Source organism: Celeribacter marinus (assembly GCF_001308265.1).
In the GTDB taxonomy this organism is placed as follows: domain Bacteria; phylum Pseudomonadota; class Alphaproteobacteria; order Rhodobacterales; family Rhodobacteraceae; genus Celeribacter; species Celeribacter marinus.
Window position 1 is genome coordinate 2,876,420 of sequence record NZ_CP012023.1, and the last position, 25,823, is coordinate 2,902,242.

At 53.9% G+C, this 25,823-nt stretch carries 22 protein-coding genes and 1 pseudogene; 7 read left to right on the plus strand and 16 right to left on the minus strand.

What is annotated here, in order from left to right; translation table 11 throughout:
• Positions 1 to 8: 8 nt before the first annotated feature.
• The 9 genes from pseG to IMCC12053_RS14365 all read right to left on the minus strand — a co-directional run bounded on the left by pseG (position 9) and on the right by IMCC12053_RS14365 (position 9,907).
• Positions 9 to 1,526 carry a UDP-2,4-diacetamido-2,4,6-trideoxy-beta-L-altropyranose hydrolase gene (gene pseG, locus IMCC12053_RS15635; RefSeq protein WP_074906430.1) on the minus strand — a complete coding sequence of 506 codons (1,518 nt, stop codon included), beginning with the start codon at positions 1,524 to 1,526 and terminating at the stop codon, positions 9 to 11.
• A complete protein-coding gene (gene pseF, locus IMCC12053_RS14330; protein WP_062220215.1) occupies positions 1,523 to 2,200 on the minus strand; it encodes a pseudaminic acid cytidylyltransferase in 678 nt (225 codons plus the stop codon). Before pseF ends, pseG begins: the two co-directional genes overlap by 4 nt.
• Positions 2,200 to 3,363: a UDP-4-amino-4,6-dideoxy-N-acetyl-beta-L-altrosamine transaminase gene (pseC, locus tag IMCC12053_RS14335; RefSeq protein WP_062220217.1), complete on the minus strand. Its 1,164-nt coding sequence runs from the start codon at positions 3,361 to 3,363 to the stop codon at positions 2,200 to 2,202. Before pseC ends, pseF begins: the two co-directional genes overlap by 1 nt.
• A 43-nt stretch (positions 3,364 to 3,406) precedes the next feature.
• Positions 3,407 to 4,849: a capsular polysaccharide export protein, LipB/KpsS family gene (locus tag IMCC12053_RS14340; protein WP_143090044.1), complete on the minus strand. Its 1,443-nt coding sequence runs from the start codon at positions 4,847 to 4,849 to the stop codon at positions 3,407 to 3,409.
• A 74-nt stretch (positions 4,850 to 4,923) separates the two neighbouring features.
• Entirely contained in the window at positions 4,924 to 5,922 is a 999-nt protein-coding gene (gene pseB, locus IMCC12053_RS14345; protein ID WP_062220221.1) for a UDP-N-acetylglucosamine 4,6-dehydratase (inverting), read from the minus strand.
• Between the two features lie 50 nt (positions 5,923 to 5,972).
• Positions 5,973 to 7,058, minus strand: coding sequence for a hypothetical protein (locus tag IMCC12053_RS14350; protein WP_062220223.1), 1,086 nt, complete (start codon positions 7,056 to 7,058; stop codon positions 5,973 to 5,975).
• Positions 7,055 to 8,401 (minus strand): 3-deoxy-D-manno-octulosonic acid transferase, encoded by a 1,347-nt coding sequence (locus IMCC12053_RS14355; protein ID WP_074906427.1) that lies wholly within the window; start codon positions 8,399 to 8,401, stop codon positions 7,055 to 7,057. Before IMCC12053_RS14355 ends, IMCC12053_RS14350 begins: the two co-directional genes overlap by 4 nt.
• A 291-nt stretch (positions 8,402 to 8,692) precedes the next feature.
• Entirely contained in the window at positions 8,693 to 9,058 is a 366-nt protein-coding gene (locus tag IMCC12053_RS16245) for a DDE-type integrase/transposase/recombinase (RefSeq protein ID WP_074906424.1), read from the minus strand.
• 492 nt (positions 9,059 to 9,550) lie between these two features.
• Positions 9,551 to 9,907 (minus strand): hypothetical protein, encoded by a 357-nt coding sequence (locus IMCC12053_RS14365; protein WP_062220230.1) that lies wholly within the window; start codon positions 9,905 to 9,907, stop codon positions 9,551 to 9,553.
• A gap of 1,043 nt (positions 9,908 to 10,950) precedes the next feature.
• Between IMCC12053_RS14365 and IMCC12053_RS14370 the strand changes: the two genes are divergently transcribed.
• The 5 genes and pseudogenes from IMCC12053_RS14370 (at position 10,951) to istB (IMCC12053_RS14390) (ending at position 15,273) form a co-directional block, all read left to right on the plus strand.
• Positions 10,951 to 11,229: a hypothetical protein gene (locus IMCC12053_RS14370; protein WP_062220232.1), complete on the plus strand. Its 279-nt coding sequence runs from the start codon at positions 10,951 to 10,953 to the stop codon at positions 11,227 to 11,229.
• Positions 11,230 to 11,684: 455 nt separating this feature from the next.
• Positions 11,685 to 13,175: an IS21 family transposase gene (gene istA, locus IMCC12053_RS14375; protein WP_062214764.1), complete on the plus strand. Its 1,491-nt coding sequence runs from the start codon at positions 11,685 to 11,687 to the stop codon at positions 13,173 to 13,175.
• Positions 13,172 to 13,936, plus strand: coding sequence for an IS21-like element helper ATPase IstB (gene istB / locus IMCC12053_RS14380; protein ID WP_062214769.1), 765 nt, complete (start codon positions 13,172 to 13,174; stop codon positions 13,934 to 13,936). The genes istA and istB (IMCC12053_RS14380) overlap by 4 nt, the downstream gene beginning before the upstream one ends.
• A 171-nt stretch (positions 13,937 to 14,107) precedes the next feature.
• Positions 14,108 to 14,524, plus strand: a pseudogene (locus tag IMCC12053_RS14385) (IS21 family transposase); the annotation flags it as partial.
• Positions 14,521 to 15,273, plus strand: a complete 753-nt coding sequence (gene istB / locus IMCC12053_RS14390) for an IS21-like element helper ATPase IstB (protein ID WP_062220237.1) — start codon at positions 14,521 to 14,523, stop codon at positions 15,271 to 15,273. The pseudogene IMCC12053_RS14385 and the gene istB (IMCC12053_RS14390), both read left to right, overlap by 4 nt.
• A 1,059-nt stretch (positions 15,274 to 16,332) precedes the next feature.
• Here istB (IMCC12053_RS14390) and IMCC12053_RS14400 read toward each other — a convergent pair.
• Entirely contained in the window at positions 16,333 to 16,698 is a 366-nt protein-coding gene (locus IMCC12053_RS14400; protein WP_236852440.1) for an HNH endonuclease family protein, read from the minus strand.
• Positions 16,661 to 17,811 (minus strand): IS3 family transposase gene (locus IMCC12053_RS14405; protein WP_417903493.1). Its coding sequence is split into 2 segments (ribosomal slippage): positions 16,661 to 17,562 and positions 17,562 to 17,811, totalling 1,152 coding nucleotides; the frame shifts between segments, so codons are not numbered across the junction. Before IMCC12053_RS14405 ends, IMCC12053_RS14400 begins: the two co-directional genes overlap by 38 nt.
• 120 nt (positions 17,812 to 17,931) lie before the next feature.
• Here IMCC12053_RS14405 and IMCC12053_RS14415 point away from each other — a divergent pair.
• Positions 17,932 to 18,189 carry a hypothetical protein gene (locus IMCC12053_RS14415; RefSeq protein ID WP_236852441.1) on the plus strand — a complete coding sequence of 86 codons (258 nt, stop codon included), beginning with the start codon at positions 17,932 to 17,934 and terminating at the stop codon, positions 18,187 to 18,189.
• 23 nt (positions 18,190 to 18,212) lie between these two features.
• Here the strand turns inward: IMCC12053_RS14415 and IMCC12053_RS14420 are convergent, their stop codons facing one another.
• Both IMCC12053_RS14420 and IMCC12053_RS14425 read right to left on the minus strand, forming a co-directional pair.
• Positions 18,213 to 19,313 carry an AAA family ATPase gene (locus tag IMCC12053_RS14420; protein WP_062220249.1) on the minus strand — a complete coding sequence of 367 codons (1,101 nt, stop codon included), beginning with the start codon at positions 19,311 to 19,313 and terminating at the stop codon, positions 18,213 to 18,215.
• Positions 19,314 to 19,630: 317 nt separating this feature from the next.
• Positions 19,631 to 21,898, minus strand: coding sequence for an adenosylcobalamin-dependent ribonucleoside-diphosphate reductase (locus IMCC12053_RS14425; protein ID WP_062220251.1), 2,268 nt, complete (start codon positions 21,896 to 21,898; stop codon positions 19,631 to 19,633).
• Between the two features lie 129 nt (positions 21,899 to 22,027).
• On the opposite strand from IMCC12053_RS14425, the gene IMCC12053_RS14430 reads away from it, so the two are divergent.
• Positions 22,028 to 22,447 (plus strand): DUF1489 family protein, encoded by a 420-nt coding sequence (locus tag IMCC12053_RS14430; protein WP_062221379.1) that lies wholly within the window; start codon positions 22,028 to 22,030, stop codon positions 22,445 to 22,447.
• A 7-nt stretch (positions 22,448 to 22,454) separates the two neighbouring features.
• Here the strand turns inward: IMCC12053_RS14430 and hisG are convergent, their stop codons facing one another.
• From hisG to hisS, 3 genes are read right to left on the minus strand one after another with little or no spacing between them, the layout of a single operon-like run.
• Positions 22,455 to 23,153, minus strand: a complete 699-nt coding sequence (gene hisG / locus IMCC12053_RS14435) for an ATP phosphoribosyltransferase (RefSeq protein ID WP_062220253.1) — start codon at positions 23,151 to 23,153, stop codon at positions 22,455 to 22,457.
• Entirely contained in the window at positions 23,150 to 24,250 is a 1,101-nt protein-coding gene (locus IMCC12053_RS14440; RefSeq protein WP_062220255.1) for an ATP phosphoribosyltransferase regulatory subunit, read from the minus strand. Before IMCC12053_RS14440 ends, hisG begins: the two co-directional genes overlap by 4 nt.
• Positions 24,250 to 25,734, minus strand: coding sequence for a histidine--tRNA ligase (gene hisS, locus IMCC12053_RS14445; RefSeq protein WP_062220257.1), 1,485 nt, complete (start codon positions 25,732 to 25,734; stop codon positions 24,250 to 24,252). The genes IMCC12053_RS14440 and hisS overlap by 1 nt, the downstream gene beginning before the upstream one ends.
• Positions 25,735 to 25,823: the final 89 nt, after the last annotated feature.

The following is a 25,823-nucleotide window of genomic DNA, read 5'->3' on the forward strand; positions in this document are numbered from 1 at the left end:
ACAAGTGATTATAACGTCAGCTTGAATCCGTAGAAACCGTCAACCAATCCTGTCTCGACATATCCACAGGCTCGGAACAAGGAAATCGAGGCGGTGTTTTCGGAATGAACTTCGGCGACTAGCGCAGACAGACCTTCAGCACGGCCTGAACTAGCGAGAAGCGACAGAAGTCGTAGCCCAAACCCTTTGCCCCTCGCATCCGGAGCAAGAATAATAGAGACGGCGGCATGTCCTGTATCGTCGAGATCCAACCGCAGATGGGCGATTGAAGGATCACCTACAACATAGAAGCGACGACGAGCGTCACCAAGTGCTTCTAAGAACCACGAGAGATGTTCACGAAGAGACGGCGTTGCTTGTGTGCGAAAATGCGATATGGGCAACGCGCGCCGCCAGTGCCATATCGCCACGGCATCATCCATGGTCACACTGCGCAGCCCGAGCGGGTACTCTAAGGCGTCCGCAACACGCGCAACACCCCGACCATCGGTAACCGATGCAGCAGCCAGGGAAAGCGTGTTCAAATTTCCGAAAACCTGTGTGTGTTTTAATGCATCCGCAAGTCTTGCGGGAAATTCGGATGACTGGGGAGATCCGATTTCAATTGCAGCACCTGCAATCGACAGCGCAGCCGCCGCTTCGACCTGATTTTGGGCCAGAACGGCAACCAGCGAGGGCAATCCAAGGGCGCACCTCTCCAAAGATGTTCCGCCAGCTGCTCCGACGGCAAGGTCTGCATCTGTCATAAGCCCTGCCATATCCGACGTGTTAACGATAACCTCGACACGCCCAGAACATGCCGCCGCCTGTGCTTGAACAAGGTCCAGAGAGGGTGCGTTTGCGCCCATAACCACGGTTATGCTAAGGTCTGATTGCGCTCCAATCACGTTAAGAACCGCCCCCGTTGCATTTTCTAAATCAACGCCGCCCATTGAGACGAGCACAGTCTTAACCTTATTTCCCCGCTCCGCGCGACCTGCCAAAGCGGCCTCACGCAGGGCGGCGAATTCAGGGCGTAATAAGGCGTAGTTTGGCCCGATCAGCCGCTCGGCTTTCTGTGGCAACAGGTCATCATATTCCGAGGACCGCCGGCCAAGGTTCTGATCGAGCAAAAGATCGGCAATGTGCGGGCGATCGGCAAGGTCGTCAATGGCCGCCAATTTTGCGCCCTGGCAACGTGCGGCAGCTTCCCAACGCGCGTCAAAGGCGTAGTGATCCACCACCAACCAATCGACGTCTTGCGCCGCCGCAAGGGTTTGTTCTGCGTCCAGTTCCCACGGAACCCCGGCCCACGCGGCATGATCTGGATCGTTATCGTCCGCTTTGAAATCAGCCGCAGGTGCGGGCAACACGCTCAGATCAAAGCCCGCATCACCTATCATCTGGCTAAGGTGCCCCGGTAAATCACGGCACACAAAACAGCAGGTATGCCCGCGCCGATACATTTCGGTGGCCAGTGTCAGACACCGCATCACATGACCCGTACCGATCTGGACAGATGCATCGGCTCGAAAGGCAATCTTCATCGCTGCAGAACCTGAAACAAGGCCTCTGCACGCTCCCAATCTTCGGGCGTGTCAATATCGACCACACGACTTGAGGGGAGTCCAACCCCGTGCGCGCGACGATCAAAAACAGGTAATTGTGATGCCCAAGTGGCCGCCCGCCCCCAGTAGAACTGACCGGCATCATGCCACGCAGGTTCGAGGTCTTGGCTTCGCACCTGCATTTGCGCCGGATCGATCATGGACACGGCACCGTCTTCGCCCCGTCGCAAGGCACGTTGGATCGGATAGTCATATCGTGTCACGGCCATCGCGTAGCTAGCCCCGGCTTGCAAAAGGCGCAAACCCTCCGCCAAATCGGCGGCCCGAACGAAAGGTGCCGTCGCGTATAGGCAACAGACGGCAACATCGTCATCAAGCGCGAGGGCCTCAACCGCATGAGTTATAACAGGCACCGTGCCCGCATGATCGTTCGCAAGATTGTCGGGACGCAAAAAAGGCACTTCCGCCCCAAGATCACGGGCGATGTCAGAAATTTCTGCATCATCCGTGGATACAACAACACGGTCAAATAAGCCGCAGTCCCGCGCCGCAGCGATAGACCAACCGATCATAGGAGTGCCATGAAACGAAAGGATATTCTTGCGCGGGATACGCTTCGATCCGCCGCGCGCGGGGATGACGCAAACGGCCATTATTGATCCGCCAACGCATTGGTCAATTCCTGAACCACGCGTTTTTGGTCACTGTCACTCAGACCTGGGTAAAGCGGGATTGAAATCGCTTCGGCGTAATAGGATTCTGCATGAGGAAATTGCCCAGCGGCAAAGCCCATGGCTTGATAATATGGTTGGGTATGCACGGGAATGTAATGCAAGTTCACCCCGAGGCCGGCAGCGCGCAAAACCTCAAAGACGGCAGTATGCCGTTCAGCCGGGACGCGCACCACGTAAAGATGCCAAGACGAGTTCGTGTCAGGGTGCTGCGCAGGGCGCGTGAGCGGCAAACCAGCCAAAAGATCATCATACTGTGCCGCCAGCTGACGCCTGCGCGCGAGAAAATTTTGCAATTGCTTTAACTGCGACAGCCCGAGCGCGCCTTGCAGTTCCGTCATGCGGTAATTGTAGCCTAATGATATCTGTTGGTAATACCACGGCCCGTCCGGTGCATGTGTCATCTGATCTGGGTCGCGCGTTATACCATGGCTGCGCGCCAAATCCATTTTGCGCGCCAGACCGGCATCCTGCGTTGTGGCCATTCCCCCTTCTGCGGTGGTGATGATTTTGACCGGATGAAAAGAAAACACTGTTATATCCGAATATCGGCAATCACCGACAGGTCGGCCCTGATGGTGAGCTCCGATGGAGTGGCTTGCGTCCTCAATGATCTTCACACCAAAACGGCGCGCGATGCGTGAAATGGCTTCCATGTCACAGGACTGCCCGCACAGATGCACCGGCACGAGTATTTTTGGCAATTTACCGGCCGCATCCGCCTGTTTAAGCTTAGCCTCCAAGGCGACGGGACACATCGTGTAGGTTGTTGGATCAATATCGACAAAATCAACTTGGGCACCGCAATACAGCGCACAATTGGCAGAAGCAACGAATGTCGTCGGCACGGTCCACAGCCAGTCCCCTGTGCCAAGATCAAGCGCCATACAAGCCACATGCAAAGCCGAGGTCGCCGAATTTAGCGCGACAGCATACGCAGCACCCGTGATGTGCGCCAGCTCACGTTCAAATGCCGGGACTTGAAGGCCTTGCGTCAGATAATCGGACCGCAGGGCCTCAACAACCGCTTCGATGTCCTCGTCGGTGATATTTTGCCGCCCGTAGGGAATGAAGGTGTTGGTCATTTACCGCCCCTTGTTTTTTGTTTTGAAACGCTTTTTTCGCAGTTTACACTACTAGCTTACGCGGCGCTAGGGTTGCTGCGACTGCATCGGCAAGGATTTCCGCCTCGCAGTTCAATTGCGATCCGTCAGCATAATGCGCCGCAAAGTACTTTTCATTGGAGGGGTTCACGCACCCCGGAAGTCCACATGCCTCTAGCCGATCATAGAGCCAGTCGCCGATCTCTGTGCTGTCGTATGGTTCAGCGGCGCAAAATGCTTCCCAATCCAGCGCCTGAGTGAAACGCATCACGTTCGGGCAGCCATCAAACCATGCACCACCAAACACAAGCCCCCTCTTCCCAAGGATCGCGGCCTCCAACGCGACGGTGCCGCTGATCGTGGCAACCGCTTGCGCGTTCAGGATCAACGTTGCAGAAGACAAGGTTTCCGCAACCAAGTGTACGCCAGAAATTGCAGTAACCGCTTTGTAAAATCGTGCGGTGCGCCCTTGATGACCGGTCATACGGGCATTGAACTGGCTTGGGTGTTCTTTGACGCAAATTGCAATACTTGCCGGCACGAATGCACGCAACTGCGCCAAAGTGCGCAACTGGTCATGAAAGACACCACCATCTGGGTTGGTTGTGCGCTCGGGTTCATAGTGCAACGGGAAGTAGACGTATGGGCCTGTCGGGGCGGTCGTTTCAGCCATGCGATTGAATGACCGGCGCAAACGCGCCCGAACAACGGCCCCGTAGGCCATGCGCGGTTTTAACAAGCGCAATAGTGACTTGATGCGCGCAAAAATACGCTTGCCACTGCCCGAGGTTGGATCACGGCCAGCCTGTATCTGCATATAGCGCGGTACGAACTCGTAGTTTTCAGGATCATTGAACCGGGCGATATAGCTTTCGATAATGGGTCGAAACTTCGCCAAAGCCTCTACGCGTTTTGCCTCGGTCGGCAATTCTAACGAATTTATATCCAGATCAGGCGGCATCAACCCCTGTCGCAAAGTGACCACCGGTGCGAGCGGCCATGCCGAAAAAACTAAAACCTTTACCCCAGCGAAACGCGCAATTGCATACAGAATATAGCTTGGCGCCGAATGCGGGCTCTCTGACATCAACAAGACGTCTGCTTTGCTGTGCGCGACACGTTCCATTGCCCAAAAACACAGCTGGTTAAAATAGGCCTCACGTTCTGGGCCACGGCTTGCACCAAAACGCTCAGAGCGATCCATCAGCTTGATCGCGTGATCACGAGTTTGATGTAGCGCGGCACTCGTCCAAAACGCGTCGAATTGGCCTGCGTAAAACCGGGGGGGAACCTTTCGTTTAAAATTAATCGACTTGAACGAAATCACCTCGGCCCGCGCAAAGGAGTTCTTGGCCTTGGCGTCGTGCACCCCGTCGCCAAGCCAAAGAACCGGTTCAGCAACGCCCTTTTCTGCTAACAGGCGCGCCAATTCAAACCATAGGGGGCGACCCGCCGGACAATAAATCATGCGTAACGATCGTCCGAGCGCAAGTGTCAACGACACCTCAGCCAGCGACGAAAATTGCTCCGGCGACGCGGCCACTAAATCTGGCCTATTCGATCATCGTTTTCATCGAGCCAAGCCTGCAAATCAGCGCCGGTCATCCATTCAGGATTGCTGTCGGAAGCATAGATGAAGTCTTCGGACACTTTCACACCGTCTTTGATGCGCGCTGGGCTGTCAGACCAATTGTTGATCGCAGGCAGGATTTTGAAGTGTTCGGGGTATTCGAACGTATGGGCCGCATCCTCCGGCCCGATCATCTGTTCATGCAACTTCTCACCCGGACGAATACCGACGGTTACCTGTTTGGCATCGGGGGCAATCACACTGGCAACATCAGTAACCTTCATTGACGGGATCTTTTTCACATAGATTTCACCACCCTCCATATCGTTAAGCGCGTGCCAGACCAGATCAACACCGTCCTCAAGACTGATCATGAAACGTGTCATGCGTGGGTCCGTGATCGGAAGAACGCCGTTGCCCTTGATTGATTTAAAGAACGGGATTACCGAACCGCGCGATCCCATGACGTTACCGTAGCGCACAACTGCCATTCGCGTACCATGCTCTCCGCCGTATGAATTGGACGCCACAAACAACTTATCTGACGCCAGCTTGGTCGCACCATACAGGTTGATTGGGGATGACGCCTTGTCTGTTGAAAGTGCAACCACACGTTTAACGCCACAATCAATTGCGGCGTCAATCACGTTCATTGCACCATTGATGTTGGTTTTAACACATTCAAAAGGGTTATATTCTGCCGTTGGCACAATTTTCGTTGCCGCCGCGTGAATGACGCAATCCACACCTCGAAAGGCACGATACAGACGTTCCCGATCGCGGACATCGCCGATAAAAAAACGGACGCGCGAGTCAGCCCCGTGAATTTTCGCCATTTCCCACTGCTTCATCTCATCGCGCGATAAGATAATAATCTTTTTAGGATTATACTTTTCGAGCGTCATGCGCGTGAATGCATGGCCAAAAGAGCCGGTGCCACCTGTTACCAGTATCGTTGAATTTTCAAGCATATAAGGTCCCATCTTAAAGTCTCCGCCCCGGCGGAATTTTAGCTATTAGTTTACATCTTGATCAGGTGGCTTTCAACCTCATGCGCGGCAATGTCAAGGTTATCGGAAACCTCTCCATATAAGTCGCGGATGGGTGCTGCGTGCTGCGCGCCATTAGGATCATCCAAAAAGGCACTTATCTCTGCAGCGGTTTCGGCACGGGGCAAACAGGACAATTCGGGTTGGATGCTATTGTAAACGCCTACTGGCTTGTCGTCATATATTGCGTCCAGAACTACAGTCGACGGGTGGGAGATGACCCGATCCACAACAGTCATGACGTCATTGATTGTGGCCATGCGCATAAGCCCCGCATGGCGTTCTGACAACAAGATGTTGGGTCGGCCCTGAACCAATTTTTCTACCAGTGCCGTATTTTCTGGATGGCTTTTGCCGCGATGCGACCGCACGATGAACAGGGTATCTGGGCGGGAATCGGCAACATTTGCCCATTCATCGAATGCGCGGCGCTGTGCGCTGATCGGGTAAAGCGGACTTTCAAAGCCAAAATTGTGGCAAATCAACAAACGTTGTCGCCAATGGCTGAGTTCACGAGACAGATCAGCGAATGCAGCGGAACGGGCCAAGCGATTGGTTTTGATCAGTCCTGTCACACGAATGCGGTCTGCAACGTCCGTTCCAAAAAAGGTAGCATGTGGATCAGGTAGCGGCTTCCACGTCAGTATCAGATCAGCGTGAAAATCCCATACCCGCTTTGAGCCGCCGTAATGAAGTCCGGCCTGCACCATTCCGTGCTGAACGAAAATCGTCGGCTTTTTCAATCCAAGCGTAACTGAATCCCGTGGACGAAATTTCCCACCGTAGGCCCGCGGGTCGGAGTGGGTCAGAACCGCATCAGCACGCAAAATATCGATGGCGGACAACACCTCCAACCGCAATAGCGACACTGCTTTATACCGCAGACCGGCGTTACGGAGTGCGATTTCGGCACGAGGTTCAACTTTTTTGAGGCGCGGCCCAAGAAGAACATATGGCTCAATGCGGCCACGCTGGTGCAAGCGTTCCAGCAGAGGAAAACAGCTGTCAAATGCTGGGCTGTGCGGGATTGCACATAAGATTTTCTTCTTCACGGTCATTTGGACTGACCCTCGGCAATTGGACCAAACAACGAATGTATCACTAGTAAAGTCTTTTTAGCAGCGCCGGTTTTGTCGGCTGCAAAAGCAACTGAGGCCGCCGACATCTGGGCGAGCGAAACCTGATCCGCCATTAATTCCACAATTCGCTCTTCTAGGGCAGACGCGTCCAGAAGGCTTTCAAAGGCACCAGCTTGACCAGCAGGCTCGGCTGCGAAATCGACACCATACGTCGATGGGCCCATCACCACCGGACGGCCCAGCACTAGGGGTTCTATGATGTTGTGTCCGCCGTGATCGACAAGGCTTGCGCCAACAAAAACTAGGTCGGCCGCTGGATAAAAGGCATTCATCTCACCCGTACTGTCAACAACGAGGACGCGCGTTTGTGGCATCGGGGCATCCATCGCACGGCCCAGCGATGAGCGAAGAGTCACTGCAATCCCTTTTGACCTAAGTTCATCAGCAACTCTCTGAAATCGCTGCGGACTACGAGGTGCCCAAAGAACCCGTAGGCCTGAATCTTGTGCAATCAGCCGTTCAACCATTGGCAAAAGCAAACTTTCTTCAGCTTCAACCGACGACGCAATCATGAGAAATCTCTCACCCCCAACAAAATTGGTGCGTAATGTTTTGGCCATTCGGAGATGAGCAGGATCAATTAGCTGATCATATTTCATTTCTCCGACCACAGACACGCGCGATGGGTCAACTCCGAGGCGGATATAGCGATCATAGTAGTTTTGTGTTCGTGTGCAAATATGGCTGAACAATAAGTACAATTTCAATAGATGGCTGCGCAGCCCTCGCCCATTGCCGATCGATTGCTCCAAGAGATTGCCGTTCGCCATAGCGATCGGAATTCCCTTGCGCGTCGTTTCAATGAGCATGGCGGGCCAAATTTCGATTTCCATGACGATCAATGCTATAGGCTGGAACCGACGCAGAAAAATACGGACGGCCCAAAATAAATCCAACGGAACAAATGCTTGGGACACGCCGCTATCGTTGGCAAACAACCGCGCCCCCTCTGCGAGGCCCGAAGGTGATTGATGAGTCAAAAGCACATTAAAGCCTTCAGCTCGAAGTTGCCTGATCAAAGGGCTGGCCGCCCGTGTCTCTCCCAATGATGCGGCGTAAATCCAGACTGCACACCTATGACCAACCGCCCCAAGTGCGAAACGATCCAGCAGTTTTCGAAAGTGGACAGGCTCTTTGCGCGATCGTATTAGCATCAGCAACGGTACAAAGGGCAACAGCAAATGGGCAATTGCCTGTTCAAACAGGTATAAGATCCTAGTGACCAACGGCAAGGCGTTCAGATTTATTATATTTTTCTTCACAGTCGTTGGTGCTCTTTGATGTCTAAGATTTGGCATTTAACAACCATTCATATAGAAAAAAATTCGTTTTCTGCAGAAGACTATAATGCCTAGCCCCCAATTTCAGTACCAGTAATTTTAGTTTTCTCTATTAAGGCTTCAGGCGCCGGAGGGGGCATTCTTAATGCGTGTTGGGGACTGATCCGATTGCAATGCTTAAGTCAAATATTGATCGCGACCTGCGCCTGTCGTGTGCTGTGGAACTACTCTGCATTTAGAACCTCCCGTCATAATGTTTCGTTGAAGCGTTCATTATATCCGTTCTCCCAGAGTAGACCTGCATCGGCTGGATGCCGACACCCCCCCCTGCAGATGCCCGGCTATGAACTCCGGGCTGTTGTCAGAACGTATGAACTCAGGCCTTCCATACTTCATGAGAAGACTGTGCAACTCATCAAGAACATCGTTTGCGTCCATTCTGGGGCGCACCGCTACGCAGAGCGCCGCGCAGATATACTCATCCAGTATCGTCAGCATCTTATAGCTGCGCCCATTGCTAAGCCTGACATGAACAAAATTTATCGCCCAGATGCGGTTTTCGTGTGTGTGGCGTTGCCAGATAATGGAGCTGTCTTTGTGATAAAGACGCCGCTTCTTATGTCGTAGGAGGAACTGCAAACCCTCTTCGCCAGAGATGGTGGGTGATTTCTGTCGTTAAAGTGTCACTGTGAGTGTGGCCCAGATCTAGCCAAACTCGATCTCGGTCTTCTTGTACTCGTTTGTGATAGCCTACCGGTGGGTCGACTATACGAGACATTAACCATGCCAAGATTTTACAGCGCTGACTGAAAGACAGCCATTCATATAGACGAAAACAAGACCATAATAGCAATGTACTCTAAAGGATGACTATAAGTAACAGTTGTTTTCGTCTTTGACATTTTCAAATCGCGGCTTCCGGACTTTTTACTGTCTTCCCAGTGGCGAGGCACATCTTAAAGTACTGTCCAAAGCGTCACGGCTCAGGAATATCTAGAGGGCAAACTTTTTCAAAAGTGGGGCACTGGAGTGAATCGCATCGTAGGCCGTCGATAGCTCTTAATTTTTTCCGGGGCACGCGTGCACTGCGGTGCACTCAACAGGAATGCATTCGCCTCATTGTACCCAAGATCAATATCCAAACTTGAACCATTTAGGGATCCATTGCTTTCGCGTCCGAACTTTTACCACTGCGTGTCGGCATGCTTGTTCCAAAAATATCAGATCATCCTCCGTCACCTTAGCGTTGGTAAAGTTTTCGATCGTACACTCAATATTTATCACGCCTTGAAAAGACCAAATGGATGGCACATTACCCTTCTCTATTGAAAACACTAAATAATCCGGATCAGGCATGCCTTCGTTGGTTATTGGGTGCTTCCAGTGCAACGTATGCTTGTTGTAGCTCAGTATGAACGGCTTGTTTTCAAAGCAAGCGATTAGTCTGAGTATCGCATGTATTTTCTGCTCTTGTTCCATGCTAGACATTTACACCCGCTTTTTGAGCAAAGATTTTCGCTCCTGTTCCGCCCTCAATCAATTATAGTCGTTAGGGACTTAGCGCCAATGCTTGCGCAAATCAATACAGAGTTTGGCTCATCTAGTGGGCTTGAATATGCATGATGCTGGCGGTGATGCATGAATTCTTGAAGGGATACGAGAATGGCAAAGCTCCGGAGCTTTAAAGACCAGCTCAAGTCCCAAGCAGTATTTGAAGCGTTGCGCGGAAAAAAGAATGTGTAAAATATTGCAGCAAAGTATCCGGATTATCCCAACTATAGTAGCACACGGAAACGGCAATCTATCAGCGAAATTGCATAAGTGTTGTCTGGCATCGAAAGTAATAAACCTGACTTCGTGAAACATATCCAAGGCAATCGGTTTTTGCTGGGCAGGTACTCCCTAAGCCTTTTGCGCAAACAAAAAACTGATTATCCATTGGAGACCGATTAATGCTACCCACTTGACGCATCAACAGCACAGCAATCACTCATGATGTTCAACACAGTGTTTCCGCCCTACCCTCAAAATGACACCAAAAACACACTTGCGCGCACACCAAAAATATCGCCACATAAGTCGTTGATTATAATACTATAATTTACACCACCTACATTGAAAATCCTCGTGTCGGTGGTTCGATTCCGCCCCTGGGCACCAATTTTACTAATAAAAACAATGACTTAGCCAAGCGCAATGCGCGCTAAAGTTGTGTAATTCAAAAACACACCATAAACACACTTTTTGCCGTGTTGCTGACTATTTTGACTGCGGATTCGCTGTGTTGGACACAGTATAGGCTGTGGCTGTGTTGCTAACACTGTGTTGGTGGAGTTTTGGGACAACATCACCTGGAACACAGAGAAACAATTCATCGGCAATAACTGGGCCGCAGCATCACAACCGTATTTCTACGATTTGACGCAACCATCACATCTCAATATAATATGTGTGTACTCATAATTGGTAATGGCTTTGGCGTGTTTTAAATTCTTTTTTGATGTGCCAACAAAATTTGGAACTATAGAACCATGATAATTGACCAGATAGTCACCCTACGCGTGATGCTTGACGAGATGGAACAGGATATTGGTCTCGACAAACTCTCTCCTCCCGAAAAAAGCATATACCTTGCTGCTCAAGCTGCAAAATCCAAAGACGGCCTTGTTCAAACGAGAGATATTTTAGAGCATCAGCTAACGCGGCAAATATCGCGCCCAACATTTTTCAGATGCCTAAAAGCCATTTTAGATCATGGATTACTCAAACATTCAGATCGCAAGAAGAGAGGCGAGTTTAAAGTCCTGTAAAGTACCGCGCCTGCCATCGACTGCTTATGAAGACTTTGCGCCATGCTGACGTATTGCTTTGTTGAACGCTATTAACAACAGCAGTAAGAAGAACAATCCAGACACGTCTCCGATGAAGAACCCAAGCATAAGGGTGATCCATGTTGCGTCCAATTGGGATCCGTACCAGATAGCGTGACCTAAGCCATTGCCAATTGAAGCAACCGCCCCTGCAATAATGATTAGCAGCCAATGGGAGCGAAGTTGGCTATCGCTGTGACTAGACCAGGTGCGAAACACCAAGCAAACCGCCAGAAAGCTTGCGCAAATAGATATGAGAGCTGAATAAATGCCCTGCTGAGAACGGCAATGCAAAAGTGAGCCATGGAAGTGGCGAGATTGTCTTGCTGCGGGCAGAGTAAAACTTTGCCACTTTGGCCCTTTCTGTTTGCAGGGAGGGCGGGGGTATTTTCAGCGTGGAACTTTACAGGAAGGTCCGCCTCGCGCGTCGGGGCGGCATGAGCGAACGGGCGGCAGCGAACCATTTTGGGATATCGCGTGCGAGCGTGGCGAAGATGATGATGTTTTCGGTCCCGCCCGGATATCAACGAACGGCGCAGATCAAGCGGCCCAAGTTGGACGGGTTCACCGGCTTCATCGATCAGTGGTTGCAGGACGACCTCAACCGGAACCGCAAGCAAAGGCACACTGCCAAACGGGTTTTTGAGAGGCTGCGCGATGAGCATGGCTTCATGGGCGGCTACACGACGGTCAAGAATTACGTCCGGGAACATGGCCGGCGCAGGCGGGAGATGTTTGTGCCGCTGGCCCATGCCCCTGGCCACGCCCAAGCGGATTTCGGCGAAGCCATGGTTGTAATCGGCGGGGTTGAGCAGAAGGCGCATTTCTTTGCACTTGATTTGCCCTACAGTGACGCCTGCTTTGTGCGTGCTTACCCTGCGGCGGTGTCTGAAGCTTGGGTTGACGGTCACGTCCATGCTTTTGCTTTCTTCGGCAAGGTTCCACAGTCGGTTCTTTATGACAATGACCGATGCCTTGTTGCGAAGATCCTGCCGGGCGGTTCGCGCAAACGGACCAAACTGTTCAGCGGGTTCCTGTCGCATTACCTCATCCAGGATCGTTATGGTCGCCCCGGCAAGGGCAATGACAAAGGCGCTGTTGAGGGGCTGGTCGGGTATGCGCGGCGCAACTTCATGGTGCCGATGCCTCAGTTCCCGACCTGGGAGGCTTTTAACCTCTGGCTGGAAGAGCAATGCCGCAAGCGCCAGACGGATGTCTTGCGCGGGCATGGCGACAGCATCGGGCAACGACTGGCCCGCGACCTTGAAGCGATGATGGATCTGCCGGCGTCTCCATTTGATGCCTGCGATCAGTCCAGTGGCCAGGTGAACTCGCAATCCCTGGTGCGCTACAAAACCAATGATTACTCGGTGCCCGTTGCTTATGGCCACCGTGACGTCTGGGTCCGCGGCTATGTCGATCGGGTCGTCATTGGCTGTGGTGGCGATGTGATCGCCCGCCACCCGCGGTGCTGGGACCGCGAAGACATGGTCTTTGATCCTGTTCACTATCTGCCGCTGTTGGAGCAAAAGACCGGGGCTCTGGATCAAGCTGCTCCGCTGGTCGCATGGGAACTGCCAGAAGATTTTGCGACCCTGCGCCGCTTGATGGAGGCCCGCATGATCAAGGCTGGCCGGCGCGAGTATGTGCAGGTCTTGCGGCTCTTGGAAACGTTCGAGATGGCCGATCTGAATGTCGCCGTCAAAAATGCGCTGCGCATGGGCGCGATCGGTTTTGATGCCATCAAGCATCTTGTCTTGTGCCAGGTCGAGAAGCGACCGCCCAAACTGGACCTGGATGTCTATCCATATCTGCCAAAGGCCAATGTTGGCACGACGTCGGCGGCCAGTTACATGTCCCTGATGAAGCGGGGGAAAGCCGCATGACACAAGCGCCTCAAATCCTACTAGATCACCGGCTCAAATCTCTCCGCTTGCCAACAGTGTTGCGGGAATATGGCAAACTGGCCCGGCAATGCGCCACAGAGGGGCATGACCATGTTCAGTTCCTTGCACGTTTGGTCGAATTGGAAATGATCGACCGTGAACGGCGGATGATCGAACGGCGCATCAAAGCGGCCAAGTTCCCGGCCGTCAAAAGCCTGGACAGCTTCGACTTCAAGGCAATCCCTGCCTTGAACAAGATGCAGGTGCTGGAGTTGGCGCGTTGCGAATGGATTGACCGGCGCGAGAATGTCATAGCGCTCGGTCCCTCAGGCACCGGCAAAACGCATGTCGCCTTGGGCCTTGGCCTATCTGCCTGTCAAAAAGGCCTGTCTGTCGGCTTTGTCACGGCTGCAGCGCTGGTTCACGAGCTGATGGAGGCCCGAGATGAACGCAGGCTCCTGCGGCTTCAGAAGCAGATGGTGGGTTACAGGCTGCTGATCATCGACGAGTTGGGCTTTGTGCCGTTGAGCAAAACAGGGGCCGAGCTTTTGTTCGAGTTGATCTCCCAACGCTACGAGCGCGGATCCACGCTGATCACAAGCAACCTGCCATTTGACGAATGGACCGAGACCTTTGGATCAGAACGCCTGACAGGCGCGCTGCTCGACCGCCTAACCCACCACGTCAACATCCTTGAGATGAATGGCGAAAGCTACCGCCTTGGCCAGAGCAAGGCGCGTCAGGCAACACCCAAAACCTAAACCACAATCAGCACAGATTGGCCCTGACGGGCCACAGCATCCGGGCAACCGCCAGCTATATGACAAGCGCGGCCGCCCGGATGCTGGCCTACGGCTGCACCCTCATCACGCCACCTTCAATGTGGCAACATTTTGCGCTGCCCTTTGGTCCAATTTTACTCTGCCGTTGACAGGTCATATGCAAAAGCGGATATGATCTTCGATCCGTTGCATTTTTTGCCCTTGCTTGAGCAAAAGGTGGGTGCCTTGGATCAGGCTGCGCCTTTGCAGGGTTGGGATTTACCCGATGTGTTTGCAACCTTGCACCGATTGCTGGAGGCGCGCATGGGTAAACCTGGTAAGCGGGAATACGTGCAGGTCCTACGTCTCATGGAAACCTTCGAGATGGACGTTATACAGGGTGCGATCAGCCAAGCCATTGATATGGGCGCGATTGGATATGATGCCGTAAAGCATCTTGTCTTGTGCCGTGTTGAGAAGCGGCCCCCGCGACTGGATTTAGACTTCTACCCGTATCTGCCCAAGGCCAACGTGGGGATGACACGTCCAGCCAGCTACATGAGCCTGATGGGAGGAACCGCGACATGACCGAAGCCCCTCAAATCCTTCTGCAACATCACCTCAAAAAGTTGCGCCTGCCAACGTTCCAAGGAGAGTATGCTAAACAGGCGCAGATTTGTGCTGCTGAGAATAAGGACCACACCCAATACTTGGCCCGCCTGTGTGAGATGGAGCTGATCGACCGCGAACGGCGGATGATTGAGCGCCGGATCAAAGCGGCGAAGTTCCCCAGCACCAAAAGCTTGGATAGCTTTGACTTCAAGATCATGCCCAGCTTGAACAAGCCGCTGACAATGGAGTTGGCGAGATGTGAGTACGTTGATCGCAGGGAAAACATCATTGCCCTTGGGCCATCAGGGACCGGCAAGACACATGTCGCTTTGGGTCTTGGATTGGCGGCGTGTCAACGCGGGCTGAAGGTACGCTTCACAACGGCGGCCGCACTGGTTCATGATTTGATTGAGGCGCAGGACGAGCGGAAATTGCAACGGCTGCAAAAACAATTGACCAGCCAGAACTTGTTGATCATCGACGAGCTGGGCTTTGTCCCTCTCAGTAAATCCGGCGCAGAACTGCTCTTTGAGGTCATGTCCCAGTGCTACGAACGAGGTTCCATCATCATAACCTCGAACCTGCCCTTTGATGAGTGGACGGAAGTCTTTGGCTCGGAGCGGCTTACAGGCGCATTGCTGGATCGCTTGACCCATCACGTCCACATCCTTGAGCTGAATGGCGAGAGTTACCGTCTCAAGCACAGCCGCAACAACCGACAATAGTCCATCTACAATCAAAGACGGAAAATGCTGGCCCTACGGCCAGCATGCGCTTTGGCACGCTTCAGCTTTGTGGCGAGCACGCGCGCCAAAGCGCAACACAACATCAAACGCAGTGGCCCCTTTTTACGCCGCGATCTGGTCCCTTATTGCTCTGCGATTGACAGGGGTGGAGTACGTTCTTTGTCTCAATCTCAAGATACAGGTCTTTGCCATACCATTTGGGGTCTAGTATAAGCGAATAACCATCGCTTATTAGTCCTTGCTCTGAGGTGATAACATCACCAAATCGAGAAACCACAACGCCTTCCGGCGATCCCACTCGCACTTGCACACTGTCTAAATGAACTGGCCTCACCAACAAGACTTGCGAGGACGCAGTGATGCCCTCTGGTGGTGTAATTTTGAACCAAACCGGTTCGCCCTGAAAACCTAGATTAGAGCCAAGCTCAAACGGAAGAAACTCTTCGGGGGAGCTACCGATGTGGTGCTCAACTTTGAGGTCAGATGCGACTGATACCGTCGGAAAGAAGCACCAAGTTGCAAAGCACAAACAAACCGACCGCATAATAGCTAAGCCGCCCACGTTCATTAATTTTAGTACCCCAGTTTGCATTCAGATTTCGCTTCCATTGTTCTGAACATTTATTCTATTTAGGTCCTGTCTTTAAGCTGTAATCGCATACCGACGAAAAGTAAGATCAGTAATTGATGTGGTCTGTTCAAACGCAGTGTTTAGGGTTACTGTGTTGAACATAGTAGTTGTCGCCAACAAGCGCAGCTTACGCTCATAGCACAGTTTATCGCACACCACATTTTTGTCTCTATTTACTGTTTATTTTCAATAGCTTGCTGTAAGCGCAAGTCTTGAAAATCCTCGTGTCGGTGGTTCGATTCCGCCCCTGGGCACCATTTAAACAAAATAAAATCAATGTCTTGGAGAATTTTAGCCTCGCTGTGCGTCGGTCGAATTTGGGCCGGGGTATCGTTGGGGTATCAAATCGCGAGCTTCCTTGAACAAGCTGCGAAAACACCCAGCCGTTGAAACGATGCAAGAAGTGTTCATTCGACATCGTCCAATCCAACCCAACGCGCGACGGCAAGATCGGCTAACCGTTCGCCACGTTCGCGGATTTCTTCTTCCGTCCACTGACTCTTGCTGCTGAACCACTTGTTTAAGAATAATCCCGTATGCTCCGCAAACTTGGCTTTCTTCTCAACAAAGCTCTTGTTGCCGGACGAAATGTTAAGCCCACCAGTCAATAGCGTCAGGTTGCCCAAAGTATGTAGTGTAGCGTTTCTCGCAATTGCTTTTCCATCTTCGTCCGACGGTTGACCCGTAGAACCATCCTCGTATGGCCAGTCATCACCCTGAATAGCCCCTAGTTTGTTAGACGCCTTGCAGCTTCCGTTGTTGCTGTTTTTCAAAGTCTGCTGGTGACAACATCCCATTCCTAGCGTGCTTGCGCTTCGGATTATAGAACATCTCGATATAGTCGAACACGTCAGATCTTGCGTCTTCTCTGGTTTTGTATGTCCTGCGACGGATGCGTTCGCGTTTGAGCAAGTTGAAGAAGCTCTCGGCCACCGCATTATCATGGCAATTTCCGCGTCGGCTCATGCTGTGTTCCAGATTGTGGTGTTTGAGAAACGACGCCCAATCAATGCTTGTGAACTGTGAACCTTGGTCAGAATGCACCAAGACTTTGCTCGTTGGTTTGCGTCGCCAAACAGCCATGAGCAACGCCTGCAACACGAGGTCTGTTGGTTGGCGGTTTTGCATCGACCATCCCACAATACGCCGCGAAAACAGGTCGATCACAACGGCCAGATACGAGAACCCTTCATGTGTTTTGATGTAGGTGATGTCTGTCACCCAAACGTTGTTGGGGGCCGCGACATCGAATTGGCGGTCTAGCGTGTTATCCACGACGACTGATGGCTTGCCACCGTACTTACCAGGGCGGCGTTTGTATCCGATTTGCGCGTATATTCCAGCTAACCTGGCCAGTCGGGCCACACGATTTGGACAACAGGTCTCACCCAGATCGCAGAGATCATCGTGCAGTTTACGGTAGCCATAAATGTTACCGCTTTCTTCCCAAGCTTCTTTGAGCAGCTTTGTCTGGCGTTCGTCTTCCTGCGCACGAAGACTTAACGGATTCTTAACCCATGCATAAAAACCGCTCGGATGCAGGCGCAAGCAACGGCACATGGCGCGAACCGAAAAGATCGGTCGATGCTTTGCCATAAACGCGTACCTCACTTTGCATCCCTGGCGAAGTACGCGGTGGCCTTTTTTAGGATATCGCGCTCCTCAGAAACGCGGGCCAGTTCCTTCTTCAAGCGCCTGATCTCTGCGGCCTGTTCTGTGGTCTCGAGGATTTGTTTGCGCGGTTGCGAAAACTGCGCCTTCCATGTGTAAAGTGACTTGGTGCTGATCCCCAATCGCTCTGAGACCTCCACAACTGAATAACCCCGATCCACTACTTGTGCGACCGCGTCACGCTTGAACTCATCTGTAAATCTAATCCCTGACATCGCTGTCTCCTTGCTTCCAAAATTACCAAGCAAGGCGTCTACAAATCTAGGGGCTATTCACTCATCGAATTTTCAAAACAGACGCCCAAAGATCAATCGGAGCAGGAGTTCGTCGACAGCTTGAAGCAGGTCATCGATCTTGGTGAGATTGAAAACCTATCCCAATCAGAACGTGATGAGCTGTTTGACGCGGTTCAATATCTCACAGATCTTGTGCTTTTTGTGCGGGAAACCAAAGGAGAATTGACGTCCCACGAAGGTGCGCCAATGATCGAATATACTGGGCCGTTTATTCCGAACGCCCTAACGCGACCTGACGGGGTTCCACTCGATTTGTCGATATTGAAGAACTTCGGTGTTGGTGTGGCTGATAGGTAATTTGGATCAGAGTAAACCCGACCTCAGTTCAATATCGGCTTGCAGACCAACGTCTGAGCGCGGTCAAGCGTTCGGCTGACTGTGCGCAAGCTCAGACCAGAATTCTTGATCGCCAGACAATCTAAGACGTCCATCAAGGCGGCTATCGCCGGGTCTGGCAAACAACGGCGCGCGCCCTCAGTCTGAGCGAAATGCCTCAGTTGATCTGTCGTCAGATCCGCCAGGTCTAGGACCAAACAGCGGCTTTGCACCGGCTCAGGCAACCCTCGGCGGCTGTTGGCGGTCATGACCCAATTCACCCAAGACATATCGCATTTGATCTGGAAGAACGGGCACTCCCATGTGGCAGCGGTCATCCGCTCTAGCAGTGGAAGCAGCGCGTCGGTCAGCGAGTGACGTGTGCCCCTGCTTGAATGGATGTCACCAGACTTTTCAACCTCATCGACGATCACCAGAGGACCGCCATGGCGCTCTTTCAAAACGGTCTGCATGAGTTTGCCTGGCGTCGCACTGGACCAGCCTCGCTGAGAGCCGACGATTGCAAAGGTGGCGGGTTCGCCCGTCGCGTCGATCATGGTCGTCGGCACCGAAAGGTAATGCGCAAGGCGGCGCGCCCAGAAGCTCTTACCGATCCCGGGCGAGCCGACTAAAACAAGAGGACTAAACCTAAGCCCCGGCAGCCCCTCCCGCGCCGATGCGCGCAACCCGTGCCAGACCGCCTCGGTCGCAGGCGCCATCCAAGGCATCTCCGCATGCAGGGCCACCGCGATCTCATCGGCCTCGAGTTCTGTTGCGATGCGCGCGACTGGCAAGCCCCCCTTGATTGGGGTTAGGCGGACACGGTTTTCTTCGGCCAAATGATACATGCCGGTAGAGGAATGCAGCCGCTCAAGATATCGAACCGAACGGATTTTGATCCGACGCATGTCGGCATCATTGACGATGTCATAAGAATACACCCTATCTTCATCCGCCATGCGACCTGCTTCTATCGCGATACGCTGCGCCCGCTCGCGCGTGGCCTTCAGAAAGGTCTTCAACCGCGCCTCCACATCCCGCAGCTTGGGCAGGTCGTCGTAGAAGGTTAGATCGTGAAACGGAATCTTGGATTGAGATTGGGTCATGTCGGAGTCCTTTCATAGCACAGGGAATGCTCTGCGCTGCTGCCCGACGGATAGTGACCGCTGGGCTTGTGAGATATGAAAGGTTCCGGAACCTGCGGAACACTTAGGGAACATTATTGATACTGGTCAATGGGGCCGACAAGGAACCCTACCGCAAATGCAAATGGCCGCCCTATTCAGGCGGCCATTTCAAAAGTCAACAATATCAATAACTTGGGGAATCGTGGCATTTTTAGCCCCACCTAATGGCAGTCTTTTTTGCCATAGTGGCTCTCAATTGCCTGTCCTTTCAACAAAAACTTCAACTCACGCGTTTTTCACCCGCACTTCGAATGGCCGCACGATCCGCAGGTCATGCATCCTTCGACCATGCGTAAATCGTATTGACCACACGACGGGCAGGCTTTGCCGCGTGGTTTGTCGCCCATGGAGACCACCTGCGCTTGTGGGTCGGTTTTGAGCCCCATGCCCTCCCCCGCGATGAAGCCGGTCTCGATCAGATGACGCTCGATCACGCCGCCGATCGCCGCCAAAATGGAGGGTATATATTTTCCCTGCATCCATGCACCGCCGCGTGGATCGAAAACCGCTTTGAGTTCTTCGACCACAAACGACACATCGCCACCACGGCGGAACACGGCGGAAATCATCCGTGTGAGCGCCACGGTCCACGCAAAATGCTCCATGTTCTTGGAGTTGATGAAAATCTCGAACGGGCGGCGATGGCCACCGTGCACGGTGTCATTGATTGTGATGTAGATCGCATGTTCGCTGTCGGGCCATTTGACTTTATACGTGGCCCCTTCAAGGGTTTGTGGGCGATCAAGCGGTTCGGAGAGATAGACCACATCCGCACCCTCGTCTGTGTCGGGCGTATCCTCGGAGGCTTCCGAGACGGTCAAAACCGACCCGGTCACATCGTTGGGACGGTATGTCGTGCAGCCCTTACAGCCTGTGTCCCACGCCGCCATGTAGACCTCTTTGAAGTCATCGAAACTGATATCGACGGGGCAGTTGATGGTTTTGGAGATCGAACTATCGACCCATTTTTGCGCCGCCGCCTGCATGCGAACGTGATCGAGCGGGGCAAGCGTTTGGGCGTTGACGAAATGATCGGGTAGGACCGCGTCGGCGCCGAATTTGTCGCGGTATAGCTTGACGGCATAGTCCACCACTTCCTCTTCGGTGCGGGTGCCGTCCTTTTGCAAAACCTTGCGAGTATAGGCGTAGGCGAATACCGGCTCGATCCCCGACGACACATTGCCCGCGTACAGGGAAATGGTGCCCGTAGGCGCAATAGAAGTCAGCAACGCATTGCGAATGCCGTGGGTTGCAATGGCATCACGCACGTCTTGGTCCATTGCTTCGAGTGAACCGGACGCGAGGTATTTGTCGGCATCAAAGAGCGGGAACGCGCCCTTTTCACGGGCCAGTTCGGTCGAGGCCAGATAGGACGCGCGCGCAATCGCCTTGAGCCATGCCTCACAGGTCGCGGCGGCCTCGTCGGACCCATAACGCTGGCCCACCATCAACAACGCATCGGCAAGACCGGTGACACCCAGACCGATACGGCGCTTTGCCTGCGCCTCGCGGGCCTGTGCCTCAAGCGGGAAACGCGATGCATCAACCACATTGTCCATCATGCGCACGGCAGTGGCGACCAAATCGGACAACTTTTCAATATCTAGGTGCGCCTCATCCTCAAACGGTTGATCTACAAGTCGCGCAAGGTTGATAGAGCCCAGCAAACAGGCGCCATAGGGCGGCAAGGGCTGCTCACCACACGGGTTCGTGGCTGCAATCGTCTCGCAATACGCGAGGTTGTTCATGGCGTTGATACGGTCGATAAAAATCACACCAGGTTCAGCGTAGTCATACGTCCCCTTCATGATCTTATTCCACAGATCACGGGCCTGAACCGTGTGATAGACCTTACCGCTAAAGGTCAGCTCCCACGGTCCGTCCGCCTTAACCGCGTCCATGAACGGGTCCGTGATCAAAACGGACAGGTTGAACATACGCAGGCGTGCGGCGTCTTGTTTGGCGGAAATGAAATCTTCGATGTCGGGATGGTCACACCGCATCGTGGCCATCATCGCCCCTCGCCGCGACCCCGCGGACATGATCGTGCGGCACATCGAATCCCAGACATCCATGAATGACAACGGGCCAGAGGCGTCTGCGGCGACACCCGACACCCCCGCTCCTTTGGGGCGGATGGTGGAGAAATCATAGCCGATCCCCCCGCCTTGCTGCATGGTCAAAGCTGCCTCTTTGAGCATGTCGAAAATACCGCCCATCGTATCGGGCACGGTGCCCATCACGAAACAGTTGAACAGGGTCACTGAACGCTCGGTCCCCGCGCCCGCCAGAATACGCCCCGCAGGGAGGAATTTGAAATCCTCTAGCGCGTGATAGAACTTATCCTCCCACATCGTCGCATCCGCCTCAACCGACGCCAAGGCCCGCGCGACACGTCGCCAGCTATCCTCGACAATCAGATCAAGCGGCGCACCGCCTGCCTCCTTGAAACGGTATTTCATATCCCAGATTTGTTCAGCGATAGGGGCGGCGAAACGGGTCATTGGCAGTGGTCCGATCTTTTGGCGTCACGTGTGGATGGGGAGCGGGATGTAGCGCGCTTGTCGCGCAAAGGCAACTTGATCTCAGGCACAATTACCATATCTTACCCCACGAAACCTGAGGGGACTATAGTGGCAAATCACGTCAATCTGGTAAAACTTTGCGTTGGCGTCGATAGCGTCGAGGACTTAGCCGCACATATCAAGCATCGCGGTGGGCGCACGACCGCTCATGTGACACGCATGTGGCCCAAACAAGGGGACGCATTGCTCAATGGTGGCTCGCTCTATTGGGTGATCAAGGGCGTCATACAGGCACGCCAGCGCATCGTTTCTCTGGAGGAATATCACGGCGGCGATGGTGTGCGCAGATGCGCCATCATGCTCGATGCCGATTTGGTACGCACAACAGGCGCACAACGTCGCCCCTTCCAAGGCTGGCGCTACCTCAAGCCTGAGGACGCGCCGAACGATCTGCCCAAAGGGCGGGAAAGCGAAACGAAATTGCCCGCAGACCTCGCGCAAACCCTTGCCGATATTGGTCTGCTTTAGAGCCGCATCAATCCCCGACTTGCAACATATTCTTGAGCACGGACATCGCGGCGCGATCGGCATCCGTGCAATGCGCGGTGCGGCTTTTGAACAGTGTGGCTTGTGATTTGTGGACGGGATCACACGCAAGGATTTTGAGGTGGTTGGCCCGAAGGGTCTCGCCCGTGGATGTAATATCAGCAACGGCTTCGGCCGTCAGGTTTTTCACTGTGCCTTCCGTGGCTCCCTGACTATCGACGAGCTGGTAATCCGCTACGCCGTGCGCCTTGAGATACTCACGCACGAGGTGGTGATACTTGGTCGCGATCCGTAGGCGATATCCGTGGCGCGCGCGAAAGGCCGCGGCAGCCGCGTCAAGATCGTCAAGTGTATCAACATCGACCCACGCCTTTGGAACGGCCAAAATAAGGTCGGCATGACCAAACCCCATGCGCGCCAATTCGACCACTTTAGCGTCCCATTGGCTTAGCTTGTCACGTACCAGATCAGAGCCAGTCACCCCGAGATGAATACGTCCAGCCGCAAGTTCGCGTGGAATTTCAGACGCAGATAGCAAGACAAGCTCGACACCGTCGACGCCGTCAACCGCGCCCGAATATTCCCGTTCCGCACCCGTTTGGCGCAGCGTAATCCCGTGATTTGCAAACCACTCAAACGTCTTGTCCATCAATCGCCCTTTGGAGGGCACACCCAGTTTAATGGTCATTGCGCATCTCCCTTTAGGGCGAGCATCAAGTCAGGTCGTATGACGCCGCCGACCGCAGGCACGCCAGTGCCCTGCCCCAAAACCGCCGTTAGCGCGTCATAGCGTCCACCGGTGGCTACAGGCGGCAAATCGGGGCGCGCCTCGGCATAAAACCCGAACACGAACCCGTCATAATATTCCATAGATGTGCGCCCGTAGGAGGCCTCGAACATCAAGTTCTCCACATCGACCCCACGCTTTTCCATTGCCGCGGAGCGACGATCAAGGCGCGTCACCGCCTGCGCGATCGACGGCATATCCACGGCGATATCGCGCAGCGCCGACAGCACATTTGGCACGGTTTCCTTGAGTGAGAGAATATCGTCGATCAAGTCGACTTCGGCCGCTGAAATAGGCGGCTCGGCCGCGTCCTCTGCCAGTGCCTGAACGCGGGCGTCGATTTCTGTCTGCGTGCGCACCCCGATAAAGGGGGCCGCCTCATCAGCGAGGTTCGCCTGTACGCGGGCCAAATTGGCAGCGCGCAAATCGTTACCAGCATCGGAAAACCGCGTTAGCAAGGCACGAAACCTACGCGGACGCCAAATGTGACGAAGCAATGCACCTCGGCGGCGCTCGGTTGTGTTCAGCCCGCGCACCGCATCCACGAGAATACCAATATCACCCGTGGCGGCGCGAAGATCATAGCCGGCCAATAGGTCAGAAAACTGTCCGAACACATCTGCATCGGCCTCGGCAAGGTTCGCCTCGCCAAACACCTCATACCCTACCTGAAAATACTCGTTGCTGCGCTCAGGATGGTCATCTTGTTTGCGGAACACCTCGCCAAAATACGTATAGCTCGCGGGGCGCTCATCACCGGCCATATGCGCTTTGGCAACGGGAACAGTGAAATCGGGACGTAGCATCATCTCACCGTGTTCAGGGTCGGATGTCACATAGGCACGCGCACGGATATCTTCGCCGTACAGGTCCAAAAGCACCTCTGCGGGCAGCAAGATATCGGTGTCAAACCGCGCCGCGCCACCGCTGGCGAACGCATCACATAGGCCTTCTGCCATCATCCGTGCACGGGCTTTGTCGGAAACCTGATCGGTCATTAGGAATAACTTTCGATAATCTCGCGAACCTTCGCGACCAGATCGCCACGCGGCACTTCAAACTGGTTGGGGCGATCTTTCCATTCCTCAAGCGAGGCACTTTGCGCGAGCTTCGTTCCCAAAATCAGGTCTTTAATCTGCACCACATCGCGCTCCTGTTCATCACCGCCTTGAATGATGGCCACGGGAGAATTGCGTTTGTCAGCGTATTTCAACTGATTGCCAAAGTTCTTTGGATTGCCCAAGTACACTTCGGCGCGAATACCCGCTTGGCGCAACTCCGTCACCATCTGCATGTAATCCGCCATTCGTGACTTATCCATGACAGTCACCACGACTGGCCCCTCGGCATCACTACCGATGCGGCCCGTTGCGCGCAACGCGGCCAATAGGCGATCAACGCCGATGGACATGCCCGTGGCAGGAACGGCCTGTCCGGTGAACCGCTTGACCAGATCATCATACCGCCCGCCACCTGCGACCGATCCAAACTCGCGCACACGGCCTTTCTCATCGGTGACTTCGAACGTCAACTCAGCCTCATAGACAGGACCAGTGTAGTACCCAAGGCCGCGCACAACGGCGGGGTCGATCACAATGCGGTCGGCACCGTAGCCTTGCCCCGCGAGCAAATCGGCGATTTCTGCAAGCTCCGCGACACCATCGAGTCCCGTTTGCACATCGCCCACCAATTCGCCAAGGCGCGTTATTGTGGCGGCATTGTCACCTTGGCGACCGTTCACAAATCCGAGGATCAAATCGACCTGAGCGGCGGCAAGCCCCGCGCCATCGGTGAAATCGCCACTGTCGTCTTTGCGCCCCTCAGTGAGCAACGCCATAACACCCGCGTCACCGAATTTGTCGTGCTTATCAATGGTGCGCAAAACAATGCCGCGCACGGCGGCGAATTCGTCCGTGTCGGGCAGACCCGCAGCCTCCAACACACCGTCCAGAACTTTGCGGTTATTGACGCGAATGATGTAATCGCCCCGCGCGATGCCAACGGCCTCAAGCGTGTCGGACAGCATCGCACAAATCTCGGCATCGGCGGCCACGGACGGCGCTCCTACAGTATCGGCGTCACATTGGTAAAACTGACGAAACCGCCCCGGACCGGGCTTTTCGTTGCGCCAAACCGGACCCATTGCAAAGCGGCGATACGGGCTTGGTAAATCCTGACGATATTGCGCAGCGACACGCGCCAAAGGCGCAGTCATGTCATAACGCAGGGCAACCCAATCGGCATCATCCTCTTGCCATGCGAACACACCCTCATTGGGGCGATCCACATCAGGCAGGAACTTGCCAAGCGCCTCAACGGTTTCAACGGCGGATGTTTCGAGCGCCTCGAACCCGTAAAGATGATAGACTTCAGCAATGCGATCAAGCATAGCCTTGCGCTCGGTCACTTCGGTGCCGAAATAATCACGAAAGCCTTTTGGCGCAATTGCCTTGGGGCGGGGAGATTTGTTGGGCTTGGCCATCGGGTCGGTTCCTTGACGCTTTGTCGTTCGCGGCATAGCCCAAGGGGGCGCTTGGGGCAAGCGGATGAGCCGCAAAGTGGCGAATGGAG

Bases quoted from the DNA above. Each gene is read 5' to 3' on its own strand.
- pseG (WP_074906430.1), bottom strand. From the start codon at position 1,526: ATGAAGATTGCCTTTCGAGCCGATGCATCTGTCCAGATCGGTACGGGT.
- IMCC12053_RS14425 (WP_062220251.1), bottom strand. From the start codon at position 21,898: ATGACCCGTTTCGCCGCCCCTATCGCTGAACAAATCTGGGATATGAAA.
- istB (WP_062214769.1), top strand. From the start codon at position 13,172: ATGACACAAGCGCCTCAAATCCTACTAGATCACCGGCTCAAATCTCTC.
- IMCC12053_RS14370 (WP_062220232.1), top strand. From the start codon at position 10,951: ATGATAATTGACCAGATAGTCACCCTACGCGTGATGCTTGACGAGATG.
- hisG (WP_062220253.1), bottom strand. From the start codon at position 23,153: ATGACCATTAAACTGGGTGTGCCCTCCAAAGGGCGATTGATGGACAAG.
- pseC (WP_062220217.1), bottom strand. From the start codon at position 3,363: ATGACCAACACCTTCATTCCCTACGGGCGGCAAAATATCACCGACGAG.
- istB (WP_062220237.1), top strand. From the start codon at position 14,521: ATGACCGAAGCCCCTCAAATCCTTCTGCAACATCACCTCAAAAAGTTG.
- hisS (WP_062220257.1), bottom strand. From the start codon at position 25,734: ATGGCCAAGCCCAACAAATCTCCCCGCCCCAAGGCAATTGCGCCAAAA.
- IMCC12053_RS14340 (WP_143090044.1), bottom strand. From the start codon at position 4,849: ATGATTTATTGTCCGGCGGGTCGCCCCCTATGGTTTGAATTGGCGCGC.
- IMCC12053_RS14350 (WP_062220223.1), bottom strand. From the start codon at position 7,058: ATGACCGTGAAGAAGAAAATCTTATGTGCAATCCCGCACAGCCCAGCA.
- pseF (WP_062220215.1), bottom strand. From the start codon at position 2,200: ATGGCCGTTTGCGTCATCCCCGCGCGCGGCGGATCGAAGCGTATCCCG.
- IMCC12053_RS14365 (WP_062220230.1), bottom strand. From the start codon at position 9,907: ATGTCTAGCATGGAACAAGAGCAGAAAATACATGCGATACTCAGACTA.
- pseB (WP_062220221.1), bottom strand. From the start codon at position 5,922: ATGCTTGAAAATTCAACGATACTGGTAACAGGTGGCACCGGCTCTTTT.
- IMCC12053_RS14420 (WP_062220249.1), bottom strand. From the start codon at position 19,313: ATGACCCAATCTCAATCCAAGATTCCGTTTCACGATCTAACCTTCTAC.
- IMCC12053_RS14440 (WP_062220255.1), bottom strand. From the start codon at position 24,250: ATGACCGATCAGGTTTCCGACAAAGCCCGTGCACGGATGATGGCAGAA.